Below are 14,232 nucleotides of genomic sequence, written 5' to 3' on the forward strand. Positions count from 1 at the left end.
TGATAGATATTTTATTTCACTATGTAGCATTTCATTCAAATATTTAGGGGTATGAGCAAACGTTAGAGTTAAAGAAATTAGCGCCTGCCCGTTCTTTGAAAAAGCAATTAAAAAGAGGCTGACTCAAAAACAATCTTGAGACAGCCTCTCGAATACAAACTTTAACCTATATTCTTTTTAGACTCAACACTACTTAAAGACGTATATTTCATAAAGCTCACATCCCCAAGAAGACAAAAGGTCAAATTTCACATACCGTGCAGTTATAGGTTTAATGAATTGATAGTAATCGGCATTCTCATCAACAGTAGCTACTTTTCCCAGATAATTCCATGTGTTTCCATCAGAAGAAACTGATAATTGTACATTTTGAGGAGCATAATAATATATATAATCAAGACCCACTCCAGTGATTGTTTTTTCCTCTCCCATATCGAGTGTAAATGAAATATCTCCATCAGAACATATACCTTCATAGTTACCTTTGGTTTCACCATCAATAAGTGAACCGCCACCATCGTTTTGATAAAAATCACTACTATCTTCCACATCTACAGACCAACCCTGTTTGGACCATTCTATCTAACCGGAAGGCCGTTTGTAAGATATGTGTTCAAATCCCCTTATATATTTATTTATATTCAAGGTGAAAGAACTTCTTTTCTCATCCTGCACGAAGACTGGGTCTTCACATTCAAAAACAGCTGTGATATTTAATGTGTTTGACGAGTCGTCCGATGTACGCAACAAAAAGTCATTAGTAATCTCCCAAGTAATATCTCCTGATGTCTTTTCACCAGCAGGAATTATAATTTCTGCAGGAGTAATACTAATGTCTTTCAGGTATTCGTCATCCAATCCTTCCGTTATAAGTTTCACCTTTACATCTTTCCGAGCAGGACGATCCAATTGTACACTGAATGTATATAGATTCCGCTCCGTGTCCTTAAAATCTCCGTTGAAATAAGTATGTTCGAATGTAGTTTTATTACCGGCTTTTCCTTCCAAGAAACCTGTAGCTACATATGCCTCTTTCTTTATCAAAGCTTTTGCCTCCAAGGTAATAGATGGCATTTTATATCCTTGCACAGTAGCTCTCACTCCTAAATTACAGGTAGCTTCATCGTAATTAGATTGAAAAACATCCATATTTTTTATACCCAAAGTAACACTGGCATCCGTATAGCCTGCCGGAATTATCAATTTGGTATCACTTAACTCAACATCTTCTCCGATTGGCTCAAAAGTAACTATTGCGTCCTCGGGTGAAGCGTTAAAACGAAAGGTGAATATTGTGGGTTTATCGAATTCTAATATACCCTCATTATTATAGGTGGCATTCACTGTTATTTCCGAACCTTCTCCGTCTTCCGCCACAAGAGAAAAATTGTTATCCGGGTAGGTAGCCAGACTTGGAGTTTCATCTTCGCCGCATCCAGAAAGGGCTGTCAGCGAACCGACTGCCAACAATAAGAAAAATCTATAAAGTGTTCTCATTTCTACAATTATTTTTTAATTTATTGCAAATCATCGGGATATTGGTAAGGTGTGGCATCATTGTCCTTGTAGAACACGGTAGGTGCTTGTAACGGAGAACCATACAGAGTTTTCACATCAGACAGACGCCGGAATACATTGCCATAATTTTCCGGCTTCGGTGAAAAGCCCATAAACCATCCAGAACCTTGGTTTATCAGTCTTTGTCCCTGTAAATCGCCACCTGTACCTCTAACAAACTCCATGGATTGACCGGAACATTCTTTGGATGTCAGGTCCCCATACGGAACTTGAGAAGGATCTCTACCATAATCACCAACTACAATGTCTATCCAGTTTTTAATAGTTACTCCATCAACAACGGTTGCCTTCGAACTATACATTCTTCTTAATGCATATACTGCTACGATTTTATCAGGCATTGCTTGTTTAGTTTCGTAGCATAAACGTGCCGCAGCCTCCTCACTAGGCTCTGTTAATGCTGGATTATTCGGATCATAAGCACCTTCATATTCGTCATCAAAACATACCCCGTCCAGATTATATGCTTTGCAATACTGAGCTAATTCTCGTGCAAAGTCTTTGGCACCTTGTTTAGAAAGTTGCGCCACTCCTGTTATATCCCCGTTACTAAGTATTCCTAATACTATTTTAGTTCCACGTTTACGAAGTGGTTGCAAAAATTTCTCATTATTGTCTAGCAAATATTGTATATAAGCATTACATTTTAAATAAGGGCGTTGGGCTTGTGCATCCCAGTTGATATTGGCAGCAAATGGGGAAACTACATCCCACAGCAATTTTCCGTTTTCTAGTTGAAAAGAAAGAGCATTCAGTGGATTTGTACCATCAAAGAAGACAAATGACTTTACAACATCTTCTCCTTTGTAAGTATTTCCCAACTTTCTCATATCTTTTATCAAATAGATACAATGACCAGCTTTCTCATCTTTTATGGTAATGTCGCTACTTACGTGGGTAAGAGCTATAGGTAAAGCATAGGTTTTATCTTCTTTCAAAGTGCCGTCCGCCTGAATGGTGATGTCAGTCTGAGCAGATTTTGTTTGTGCATCTACAATGAACTTCCCGTCATTCTTAAAAGAAACCAGGTGCGCAGGATACAATTCAAAATCGGTTTCATGCTCTTTGTTATAAGTATCCAAATAGTCTGCATCAATAATTACTTGAGCAGAAGTACTGGTACTCGCCATTTTACTAAGACTCATTTTTACAGAAGTAGTATAAGTATCTTTGTATAGCTCCACTACGCTAGAGGACAAATTGGACTTTCCGTCACGCAAGTATCCATTGTTTTCATAAATGCCAGTATATGCTGACTCATCTATTGCTTTATTTATGACAAGATCATCATCACAGGAGGTAAGGCAAGTTATGCCGCCTCCAAATATGGCAACCATCAACCCTGTTATCAGATATTTTTGTTTCATAATAATATTCTTTTTTAATTAAAAGGATTAATATATTTGAGGAAGTTCTACAGGAACCCATATCAAATCTTTACTCGCAGTGATATCATTTCCATTACCAGTACGATCTATAACAACCTTTCCAGACCCCTCATTAAATTTCCAGTAGGCTACAAGTCCTTCACTGGCAGGATTTACTTTATAAGGATTATCTGCAATTTGCTCTGCAGTTCTTTCTACGCTCCAAATACGAACCTCTGAAATTTCTCCCGGAAGCCAACGGGTACCATCAAAAGAACGGCCTATATAGCAATTCTTAGTTAAATTAACCGTACTATTTGCTGACTGGTCTTTATACACCGCCACACCATTCTTGTAATAGATTCGGTTTTTATTGACAGTGTTATACACAACAGCTATGTGTACCCATTCGTCTACCGGAAGTCCAATACCTGGTGCGTGATTTGCTGGAGGAAAACTTCCACCTGGCACAAATGCCTGAAGTTGATCACGTGGACGGTCACCATCACCGATACGTATAAGGAAATTACCTTCTATTCCAAAAACAGAACTTAGTGCATTATCACGTTTGGCCACCCAGTCATCACTTCGTACCAATGCTTCCACTGTAATAGTAGTCATCTTGCTTACATCACTATTCCATTTTATCGGAAAATAGTTTTCTTTAATATTAGCTACAACATTAATAAGAGCAGCGCCTTTGATAATAAAATAAGTGGTACGGGCACTCTCTAGAAGTCCAATTCCAGATACATTTGTGATTGTAACAGGCAACACATAACGTCTTGAGTCGTCCAATTGATTCAAATTAACGAAATTCACTATGATATCATCTCCGGAAATTCCTCCGGGTTGAATCGTAACATTTTTCACAGGAATATCATAAAACGCTTCGGGAAGTGCTGTAGCATTATCCCCATAACTTAGATTGTAGGTAGCTGTTAAAGATGGTTTGGCATCAAAGCTGACTTGGATTTCGTTGTCGACAGGAGCAGCAAGCCGATAAGTAATTTTACGACTGTCAAACAATACATCTTCTTTAATCAGTAAATCTTCAGTTACGGGTACCGAGCTTATATAAAGCTTATTGTCATAATGATGTTCATCATTAATATCCGTATCCTTACAGCTACTTACCGTAAATGCAGTAAGTGCTATAAATGCTAATTGATAAATATGCAATTTCATATTGTATTTCTATTTATTAGGATTCATTATATGAATAGTTTCACGTACTGTTCCGTAAGTATTATTGTAATAATCCTTTTGGATATTGATGATAAAAATACCAGTGCAGGTATAATCTGGTGATGCCTGTACAATCCATTGAGCTGTACCTTGTGCAGCCAATACTTTATTTCCATTTGCATCCCGTGTATCCCAATAACCAATTATCATATCATTATCTTCCTGTTGAGGAAACTGTGTACAGGCAATAAAACGATCTTTTGGAACAAGATCCGCATTCGTTCCTGCTACGTCTATGCCTGCTTGAATAGCCATTAAAACATTTAATGTCAGATCCTCCATGTTTTTGGAAGAAGCGGTTTTCAGTATCAGATGATTGTATTTATCCAGCATATCCATGTTTTCGGGAGCCAAATACTGCACATAACCGTAAAAAACCAATGTTTTGTCGGTATGCTTAATCCGCCAATCCAACACTCTGCTGAAGAAGTTTTGCTGACGTGCCTTGTATTGTTGTAACACATCTTCTTGCATACCCACCATTGAAAGTCCTGTATAGTCAATTAGGATACCATCATATCCATAATTGTCACATAGAGCCAGCATAGCATCCGTACGTTCATTCAGATACCTTTGTGCATCTTCTTCTGTCAATTCGGAATTATCCTTTGCCTTATTGTTCCATTCTTGTTCTAAACTCTCATAATTAATGCAGGAAAGCGTGCGGATATTCTTCTCGCGTATTTTTACCATTTCGGCCTGTGTTTCAGACGAGAGCTTTTCTGGATTATTCAAACAGATAAAATCCACACTGTCCGGTAGAGCGGTGAGACGTTCGGTTTGATTGATTGGATTAGTTTCCGGATTGTCAAAAGAGACAAAGACTAGCTTATGTTCTCCATCCTTGTAGCGTTTCAGATCTCTGATATAGTCAGCATACAGTTGCGGGTTTTGCTCTTCAAATGTAGGGTAATGGATGTTAATGCTTTCTGGGTCTGTCCAGTCTTCGCATGAAGAATACATCATCCCCCACACCATCAATATTGCTGTAAACAAACTGTTTTTTACTATTCTTTTCATATATATTATCACTTAAAGATTTTAATCACATTATTTTCATTCAAGTTCTCTAAGTACTTGGTATATTTTAAATATAGGTCATTCAAGGGGATATCAGATATTTCTTACTTTTTTCGAAAAAAAGAGAAAATGGACTAAGTGTTTATTATATTAGCATTGTTTTATTAACAAAGGGAGGGAAAGTCGACACTCTTCTTTTTGAGTTTAATAAAATGTATAACCATTAAATTAAATGTATGGAAAGCAAACATTCGCTTCGAAAGTCGAAGTTATTTCGAGCTTTATTGATTCTTTTGTTGATAGCAGTTCCTGTACAATGGGCTGCGGCACAGTTGACCTTATCAACTCCCCGTACAACTTTAGGAACTGTAATTAAACAAATTCAATCACAATCAAAGTACCAATTTTTCTACAATGACAAGCTATCAACTGTCACAGTTGAACCTTTAAAAGTAAAAGATGCTTCTTTAGAGCAAGTTTTAAACACACTTTTGAAAAATAAAGATATCTCTTATAAAATAGAAGAGAATATAATTTATTTATCGGAAAAAGAAAATTCTAATTCACTACAACAACAGAGCGGGAAAGAACGTACTATAACTGGACAAGTTGTAGATGCTAAAGGAGAGCCACTGATTGGTGTTAGTATTTTAGTAAAAGGAACAACAGATGGAGCTATTACCGATTTGGATGGTAACTACAAAATTATGACAAAAAGCAATAACCCAGTTATTGTTTATTCTTATATCGGATATAAGACACAAGAAATTCCTTTGAAAGGACAGACAGCCATTAATATTACGATGATGGATGATACCCAAGTGATTGACGAGGTGGTTGTTACAGCTTTGGGTATTAAGCGTTCGGAGAAAGCTTTGAGTTATAATGTCACACAGGTCGATGCAGAATCAGCTTTAGCCGTAAAAGACGCGAACTTTATTAATTCGCTGAACGGAAAGGTTGCGGGTTTAAATATCAACTCTTCTTCTTCTGGTATTGGTGGTGCAAGTAAAGTTGTTATGCGTGGTTCTAGGGGTATCGAACAATCGTCTAATGCTCTTTATGTTATCGACGGTATTCCAATGTATAACCTGAGTGCTTCTGGTGGTTCTGAAGAGATGCAATCGCAAGGCTCTACAGAAGCTATAGCTGATATAAACCCAGATGACATTGAATCAATGTCAGTTTTGTCTGGTGCCGCTGCTGCCGCATTGTATGGTAGCAATGCATCTAATGGTGCTATTGTGATTACAACCAAAAAAGGAAAAGTGGGTCGTGTAGCCTTGACCGTATCTAGTAATACAGAAATGTTATCTCCATTCGTCATGCCACAGTTTCAGAATCGCTATGGAACTTCTGGAACAGATGCTAGTTGGGGTAAAAGATTAAACGAAGCTAATTACCGCGGATACGATCCTGCAAGTGATTATTTTCAGACTGGACTTATTGGAACAGAATCTGTAACACTTTCTACTGGTACTGAACACAATCAGACATATCTTTCTGCCGCAGCCGTTAATTCGCGTGGTATTATTCCAAATAACAAATACGACCGCTATAACTTTACATTCCGTAACACCACTCTTTTCCTAGAAGATAAGATGAAACTGGATGTTGGTGCTCAATATATTATGCAGAAAGACCGTAATATGGTGAATCAAGGTATTTATGCAAACCCACTGTCTTCTGCTTACCTGTTTCCGCGTGGAAATGACTGGGAAGATTACAAAATGTACGAACGTTATGATTTAGAGCGTAATATGTATACGCAATATTGGCCTCAAGGAGGAGGATCGTTCCGTTTGCAAAATCCTTACTGGATTAATTATCGTAACTTGCGTGAAAATGACAAAGATCGTTATATGTTGAGTGCAGCTTTAAGTTACGATATTCTGAGTTGGTTGAACGTAGCTGGACGTGTACGTCTAGATAATTCATACAACACATATACACAAAAATACTATGCCTCTACCATCGCAACTATTGCTGAAGGCGAAAATGGTTTTTATGGTGTAACAAACACTCGTGACAAGCAAACATATGCAGACTTATTGTTGAATATAAATAAAACATTTGGAGAAGATTGGAGTCTAACAGCTAATATTGGAGCATCTTATTCAGACAATCGTTCTGAAGCTCTTGCCGTTAGTGGACCAATTGCAGCGAATGGACTTCCTAACTTTTTCACAGTTGCTCAATTGGATAAAGAAACTGGGAAACGTGAAGAAACTGGTTATCGTGAACAAACGCAATCTATATTTGCATCTGCAGAAGTTGGCTATAGAAGTACTTACTATTTGACTCTTACCGGACGTAATGATTGGCCAAGTCAATTAGCGGGACCGAACTCAAAACAGTCTTCTTTTTTCTACCCATCAGTAGGAGGTTCTGTTGTTTTGTCTGAACTTTTCAAATTACCTGAAAGTATTTCATATTTAAAATTACGTGCTTCTTGGGCATCCGTAGGTCTACCATTTGGACGCTTCCTTGCTTATCCAACTTTTTCATGGAATACTTCAACAGGAGCATACTCTTCTCAGTCTGCATATCCATTGTATGATTTGAAACCAGAACGTACAGATTCTTGGGAAGTAGGTCTTACTGCACGTTTCCTTAAACATTTCAATTTTGATGTTTCATTCTATAATACCAAGACTTACAATCAAACCATGGATGCAAAGCTTTCTCCAACAGGGGGCTATAGTACATTCTATGCGCAGACAGGTAACGTACGTAACCGTGGTGTAGAACTTTCACTTGGTTACAAGAATACATGGAACAAGTTTTCATGGAGTTCTAACTACACATTCAGTGCCAATAAAAACAAGATCTTAAGCCTGATTGATGGTTACATAAACCCTGTAACCGGTGAAGAAATAACAAAAGATCGTATGGATGTAGGTGGTTTGTCAAAGGCACGATTTATTCTAAAAGTAGGTGGATCTTTAGGTGATCTCTACTCACAATCTGACTTGCTTCGAGATTCAAATAATAAGATTTATGTAAATGCCGATGGAAATGTAGCAGTGAATGACAAAGCTGATGATATTTATTTAGGGTCTGTTTTTCCAAAAGCTAATATGGCATGGCGCAATGACTTTCAATATGGTAACTGGGGACTTGGCTTCCTTCTTACTGCCCGTTTAGGAGGAGTTGTTTACTCTGCAACTCAAGCCGTTCTTGACTCCTATGGTGTATCCGAAGCTACAGCAGCAGCTCGTGATAATGGTGGAGTCGTGATAAACGGCAACGATATGATTGACGCGCAAAAGTGGTATACAGTGGTTGGTGCCGACAGCGGTATTCCTCAATATTACACTTATAGTGCTACCAATTTGCGTTTGCAAGAAGCTTCTGTTAGCTACACTATCCCAAGAAAGAAATTGAAAAATATTATGGATATCACTCTTTCGCTGGTAGGTCGTAACTTGTGGATGATTTATTGCAAGGCTCCTTTCGATCCTGAATCTGTAGCCACTACAGGTAACTATTATCAGGGAATTGATTACTTTATGATGCCTAGCCTTCGTAGTGTAGGATTCAATTTGAAACTTAAATTCTAAAAACGGAAAAGATGAAGAAAAATAAAATAATACAGTTTATAGTCACTGGTATGTTTCTTTTCGGTGCAACTGCATGTACAGGAAACTTTGAAGATTACAATAAAAATCCTCATGAACCAGACCAAAATGACATGGGAGTAGATTGGTATTTGGTAAGATCATTAGCTCTTAATTTACAAGATTTGATGATGCCAGAGCAAGAGAACTTTTCTCAATATGTGGACTGTTTGATGGCAGGAGCATTTTCGGGATATGTGGCAGACTCCAATTTGGGTACAGGTTGGTCTGGTCGTTACGCAACTTACAATCCTTCGGACGATTGGAAGAAAATTCCATTCAATGATTTTTATTCAAAGTTTTATCCTGATTACTTCAATTTGAAAAATCAAAGCGATGATGAACTTTTCTTATCGTTGGCCGAGTTGTATCGTATCGTCGTAATGTTACGTGTAACAGATACATATGGTCCCATCCCTTATTCAAAAGTAGGTGCAGCTAATGCAATCAAATCCCCTTATGATTCTCAGCAAGCTGTCTATGTCAAAATGCTAGAAGATTTGGATAATATTATTACAGTATTAGGAAAGTTTGGCAACCAAAGCTTCAGCTCAAGTGCTGATAGAATTTATAATGGCAATACATCAGCATGGTATAAGTTTGCCAACTCCTTGAAGCTAAGAATGGCGATGCGTACTTGCTATGTAGCAGGATTTAACGTGAATGGAAAAACATCGCAGCAATTGGCAGAAGAAGCTGTAGCTGCAGGTGTTATGACTGCTGCAACTGATGGCGCTTATCGTAAAGTTGCCGATCATAATCCATGGCAACGTTTTATGGTACTATGGTCAGATGCACGAATTTCAGCAGATTTAACCTGCTACATGAATGCATACAACGATCCTCGTCGTGAAGCATATTATGATAAAAGTACTTTTGGCACCGTGTCGGGAAATGCATATACTGGAGAAGAAAGTTATGTAGGTTTACGTCGGGGTATTCTGCAAGGACAATATAACTCCTGGTCACAAGGCTCTTCTTGTATGAAAGTCACTACGAGTGATAATATAGTTGTGTTCCGTGCATCAGAAGTCGCTTTCTTGCGTGCTGAAGGAGCTCTTCGTAACTGGAACATGGGAGGAACAGCTAAAGACTTCTATGAGGAAGGAATCCGTTTGTCGTTTGAAGAAAACGGAATTACCAATGGAGTCGAAAATTATCTTGCGGGTACGGGAAAAGTAGAAGCATATAAAGATCCGTTGAAAGGACAAAGTGGCCAAACTTATGACTACTCCGGAGCTATTAATACAAATGTCACTGTGGCATGGGCTGGAGGTGATTTTGAAAAAAGCTTAGAACAGATTATTACTCAAAAATGGATTGCAAACTTCCCAAATGGTATGGAATCATGGACAGAATATCGTCGTACAGGTTATCCTAAATTGATGCCAATGGCAGCAAATGCAAGTGGAGGAGTTGTTAATGACACGGAAGGTGCACGACGCATGCCATATCCAACTGATGAATATCGTGAAAATAGAGAAAGCGTAGAAGCAGCAGTTGCGACATTGACACAAGAGTCCAAGACTAAAAGAGGAGATACGATGGCAACTCATGTATGGTGGGACTGTAAATAAATCAACCAATGAGTAACGAAAAATAAAAATATTCACCAAGTACTTAGAGTACTTAGTATATTAAATTATACAAATAAAATTACCTTAATTATAGCATATATGAGAAGAAAAATAAAATATCTCATGCCTGTAATGCTGGCATGTTCTATGATGCAGTTCTCGTGTTCTGACTGGACAGACCCAGAAAGCATCAATATACATACTCCTTCTATCGAGGAACAAAATCCGGAACTTTATGCTCAATACCTGGAATCTCTCAACAACTTTAAAGCAACAGACCATCAGGTAGTAATTGTTTCAGTTAATAATGTAAGTACTGTAACAACCTCACGCAGTCAACATCTTACTGATATGCCTGACAGTCTCGACTATATTTGTCTAAACAATACAATGGAAGTAAATCAGGCAAATATATCTGAGATGAAGGAAGTACGTCGATTGGGTACAAAAGTATTGGGATTAGTTGATTTCGACGCTATAGAAAGTGCATGGAAAAAGATTCTTGAAGAAGAAGCAGCCAACGCTGTACCTAATCCCGAATCTGATGAAACAGAAAATGGAGAAGAAGGAGAAGAGACTGTCGACGATGCAACACGTTTTATTGAATACTGTAAAAGTGAGGTTGCTAAACAAATCGCCGCAAGTAACGCTTTGGATGTAGATGGAATTGTAGTGAATTATACAGGCTTCGACCTCAATTCGCTTGTTGAAGAGAATGAAATTGCCGCTGAAACAGCGCGTCAAGGAGCATTCTTTGACGCGGTAGCTAACTGGAAAGTTGCGAATACTAATAAGGACTTGCTTTTCAAAGGTTCCCCGCAGAATGTTATTGGTAAAAATCTGCTTTCTGATTGTAAATACATCATTGTCAATGCTCATGGAGCAAAAAACCAATACGAGATGTCTTATCTCATACTCATGGCATCAGCAAAAAACGTACCAACCGACCGCTTCATCATGGGAGTAACAACACCTTATCTTACCAATTCGGGGAGTTACAATGGTGAACTCGGAGATGGCTCATCTGCCATCATTGGAGCTGCTCAATGGGCAGTGGCAAAGACGCCTGACTACACTAAAGCTGGAATTTCGATTGATGCAGCGGAAAAAGACTATTTTAATGCCAGCAATGTATACCCAACCTTAAAAGAAGCTATAAGTATATTGAGTCCAACCGTTAAATAAAAAAACTGCCTTATGAAATTAAACAATTTAATATTTACAGCTCTTGCCGGTTTCTCAATAATTTTCACCGGTTGCCAGAACAACGATGAAAATGAACAGCATTATGACAATAAGCTCTTCATTTCGGCATCGAACTTTACAAAGGAAATACTATTCAAGGCTGGTGATACAAATGTAGAAACTGGTCTTTCAGTAGCCATAGCAAAGCCTGAAGAACATGATATCAAAGTGATTATGTCACCGGCTCCCGAACTTTTATCAACTTATAAACTGGCATATTACGATGAAACTGCAGTACTTCTTTCCGAAGAGCATTATTCAATGCCAGAAACTTCGACTACCATTAAATCAGGTAGTATAGTTAGTCCAGAATTGCCGATTGAATTCATTAATACAGGAGAACTTGATATCAAAACCACTTATGTGCTTCCAGTCACTATTAAATCTGTGGAAGGGATCGGCGTTTTGCAAAGTGCTAAAACATATTATTATGTATTCCGCGGAGCATCACTTATTAATGTGGTATGTAATATCAGTCGTAATCGTGCTTACCCGGACTTCAAAAATGACTCCAAATTCAATAATCTAACGGAGAATACGATGGAGATACTGTTCAAGGCCAATTCATTCCCTAATACTCTGAACACGTTGATGGGTATTGAAAGCAATTACTTGCTTCGTATCGGTGACGCAAATATTCCGAATAACCAACTTCAAGTAGCTACTTCTGTTAATAATTGTACAAGCGCAGACCTTCAACTTGAAAGTGGCAAGTGGTATCATGTAGCTGTCGCATTCAATAAAGGTAATGTCAAAGTATATATCAATGGCGTAGAAAAGCTTTCCGGTTCAACAGGAAAGAGTTCTGTTAGTCTTGGTGCCAAACATACCAATGAGGAAGACGGTTCACGTTGTTTCTGGGTAGGTTATTCCTATAAAGATGACCGCTATTTTGATGGCGTCGTTTCCGAAGTACGAATCTGGAATCGTGCATTAACAGCAGAAGAAATTCAGGCAACAAACCACTTCTACACAGTAGAACCTGAATCGGAAGGGCTCATTGCATATTGGAAATTTGACGAAGGTTCGGGTACAGTAGCTAAAGATTACAGCGTGAGTGGCTATGATTTGACAATCGAAAAAGAGCCTAAATGGGAATCTGTTTCATTGCCTCAATAATAAATCATTTAACTAAGAATTGAATATGAATATGATAAACAGTATCAAATATGCTTTCCTGCCAGTAGTGATGTTCACTATGGCAACCTTCACATCTTGTGAGGAAGATATTGAAATAGGAAACAAGATAGATGAATCTTCTTATTTGGCATCGACTCAACTGAGCGGATTATTATTGGACGAAAATACGAATAAAAACAGTTCGGTAATCGAGCTCCGAAATAATGAATACAGCACTAATGTGGTATTCCGTCTTTCTAAACTACCTCAAAAAGGAGTAGATGTTCAAATAGCTGTTGAGGAATCATATGCAGCTATATATAATGCTACCCATGAAACGGATTTCGAAGTGTTTCCTGCTGCTAATGTAAAAATCGCCAATAATGGTACTTTTGTACTTGCCCCTGATGATAAAATTACCCCAAGCGTGAAAGTTACACTGACTGCGTTTGATGGAATGGAAGAGGATAAAACTTACATAGTACCTTTGACAGTAACATCTTCTACTGAAGGAGTTACATTTACTGAAACTTCCAAGCATATGGTGCTTCTCGTCCAGGATTATCGCAACAAACCTAATACTAACAAAGGAGAAGATGCGGTACAAACAGTTCTTTATTTCGAAGTTAATGATACTAACCCGCTCAATGCCCTTGAGTTTCTGACTGAAAGTGGTAAATATTTTTTCGACCATGTTGTACTTTTTGCTGCTAATATCAATTGGGATCCAGAGAAACAACGAGTGTATTTAGCGAACAATGAAAATGTTCAATTCTTACTCGACAATAATGATAAGTATCTACAACCATTGCGTAAAGCTGGTATGAAAATTATTATTAGCATTCTGGGTAATCACGACGAAGCTGGTGTCGCTCAACTTTCGGATATGGGAGCTCGGGAATTCGCCCGGGAACTGGCAGCCTACTGCCGTGCCTATAATCTGGACGGCGTCGCTTTCGATGATGAATATTCGAACTCACCAGACCTTTCAAACCCATGGCTTGCAAGACCATCAGCTTATGCGGGTTCACGATTAATGTATGAATGTAAAGCTGTCATGCCGGAAAAAATTGTCTCGCTCTATAACCTTGGCAACATGTATTCAAGTAGTCTCCAAGTTATCGATGGTATCGAACCTGGTCAGTATTGCGATTATGCTGTAGCTGACTATGGCAGTGCTGCTGGGCCAGGTACCGGTATGACATTGAAACAGTGTGCTGGTATGTCAATAGAACTAAGACGAGGCAGTGGCAACTCAAGTGAATCTACAGCGCGTTCTAGAAAAGAAGCTGGTTATGGATACTACATGTTCTTCGCACTTGACCCATCATTATATGGTTCACAAGTATATAGATGCCAATCCGTTTGTAAAGGTTTGTACGATGAAACATTAATTTATCCAAGTTACTATTATAAAAAGAATAGTACACAACGTGAAGCTATTAACTGATTAATGTA

At 38.2% G+C, this 14,232-nt stretch carries 10 protein-coding genes; 5 read left to right on the forward strand and 5 right to left on the reverse strand.

Features of this window, described 5'->3' with window-relative positions; genetic code table 11:
- Window positions 1-189: 189 nt before the first annotated feature.
- The 5 genes from I2I04_RS23170 to I2I04_RS05040 are packed head-to-tail and all read right to left on the reverse strand — an operon-like array spanning window position 190 to window position 5,213.
- Entirely contained in the window at window positions 190-549 is a 360-nt protein-coding gene (locus I2I04_RS23170; protein WP_317192940.1) for a discoidin domain-containing protein, read from the reverse strand.
- Between the two features lie 33 nt (window positions 550-582).
- Window positions 583-1,497, reverse strand: coding sequence for a DUF4989 domain-containing protein (locus tag I2I04_RS05025; RefSeq protein ID WP_229126930.1), 915 nt, complete (start codon window positions 1,495-1,497; stop codon window positions 583-585).
- A gap of 20 nt (window positions 1,498-1,517) precedes the next feature.
- Entirely contained in the window at window positions 1,518-2,945 is a 1,428-nt protein-coding gene (locus I2I04_RS05030) for a BT_3987 domain-containing protein (RefSeq protein ID WP_195654506.1), read from the reverse strand.
- A gap of 27 nt (window positions 2,946-2,972) precedes the next feature.
- Window positions 2,973-4,133, reverse strand: coding sequence for a DUF1735 and LamG domain-containing protein (locus I2I04_RS05035; RefSeq protein ID WP_195654507.1), 1,161 nt, complete (start codon window positions 4,131-4,133; stop codon window positions 2,973-2,975).
- Window positions 4,134-4,142: 9 nt separating this feature from the next.
- The gene (locus I2I04_RS05040) at window positions 4,143-5,213 is read right to left on the reverse strand and encodes a glycoside hydrolase family 18 (protein WP_195654508.1); all 1,071 of its coding nucleotides are present in this window, start codon (window positions 5,211-5,213) and stop codon (window positions 4,143-4,145) included.
- 236 nt (window positions 5,214-5,449) lie between these two features.
- Between I2I04_RS05040 and I2I04_RS05045 the strand changes: the two genes are divergently transcribed.
- From I2I04_RS05045 to I2I04_RS05065, 5 genes are all read left to right on the forward strand, one after another.
- Window positions 5,450-8,776, forward strand: coding sequence for a TonB-dependent receptor (locus I2I04_RS05045; protein ID WP_117685350.1), 3,327 nt, complete (start codon window positions 5,450-5,452; stop codon window positions 8,774-8,776).
- 11 nt (window positions 8,777-8,787) lie between these two features.
- Complete coding sequence (locus I2I04_RS05050) at window positions 8,788-10,410, forward strand: SusD/RagB family nutrient-binding outer membrane lipoprotein (protein WP_143259115.1); 1,623 nt, start codon at window positions 8,788-8,790, stop codon at window positions 10,408-10,410.
- Between the two features lie 99 nt (window positions 10,411-10,509).
- Window positions 10,510-11,595 carry a glycoside hydrolase family 18 gene (locus tag I2I04_RS05055; RefSeq protein ID WP_143259114.1) on the forward strand — a complete coding sequence of 362 codons (1,086 nt, stop codon included), beginning with the start codon at window positions 10,510-10,512 and terminating at the stop codon, window positions 11,593-11,595.
- 12 nt (window positions 11,596-11,607) lie between these two features.
- Window positions 11,608-12,774 carry a DUF1735 and LamG domain-containing protein gene (locus I2I04_RS05060; protein WP_195654509.1) on the forward strand — a complete coding sequence of 389 codons (1,167 nt, stop codon included), beginning with the start codon at window positions 11,608-11,610 and terminating at the stop codon, window positions 12,772-12,774.
- A 25-nt stretch (window positions 12,775-12,799) separates the two neighbouring features.
- Window positions 12,800-14,224: a BT_3987 domain-containing protein gene (locus I2I04_RS05065; RefSeq protein WP_195654510.1), complete on the forward strand. Its 1,425-nt coding sequence runs from the start codon at window positions 12,800-12,802 to the stop codon at window positions 14,222-14,224.
- Window positions 14,225-14,232 lie beyond the last annotated feature (8 nt).

The sequence above is a fragment of the Bacteroides sp. 1001136B_160425_E2 genome (assembly GCF_015559655.1).
GTDB classification, from domain to species: domain Bacteria; phylum Bacteroidota; class Bacteroidia; order Bacteroidales; family Bacteroidaceae; genus Bacteroides; species Bacteroides luhongzhouii.

Bases quoted from the DNA above. Each gene is read 5' to 3' on its own strand.
- I2I04_RS05060 (WP_195654509.1), top strand. From the start codon at position 11,608: ATGAAATTAAACAATTTAATATTTACAGCTCTTGCCGGTTTCTCAATA.
- I2I04_RS05025 (WP_229126930.1), bottom strand. From the start codon at position 1,497: ATGAGAACACTTTATAGATTTTTCTTATTGTTGGCAGTCGGTTCGCTG.
- I2I04_RS05050 (WP_143259115.1), top strand. From the start codon at position 8,788: ATGAAGAAAAATAAAATAATACAGTTTATAGTCACTGGTATGTTTCTT.
- I2I04_RS05035 (WP_195654507.1), bottom strand. From the start codon at position 4,133: ATGAAATTGCATATTTATCAATTAGCATTTATAGCACTTACTGCATTT.
- I2I04_RS05055 (WP_143259114.1), top strand. From the start codon at position 10,510: ATGAGAAGAAAAATAAAATATCTCATGCCTGTAATGCTGGCATGTTCT.
- I2I04_RS05030 (WP_195654506.1), bottom strand. From the start codon at position 2,945: ATGAAACAAAAATATCTGATAACAGGGTTGATGGTTGCCATATTTGGA.
- I2I04_RS05040 (WP_195654508.1), bottom strand. From the start codon at position 5,213: ATGAAAAGAATAGTAAAAAACAGTTTGTTTACAGCAATATTGATGGTG.
- I2I04_RS05045 (WP_117685350.1), top strand. From the start codon at position 5,450: ATGGAAAGCAAACATTCGCTTCGAAAGTCGAAGTTATTTCGAGCTTTA.
- I2I04_RS05065 (WP_195654510.1), top strand. From the start codon at position 12,800: ATGAATATGATAAACAGTATCAAATATGCTTTCCTGCCAGTAGTGATG.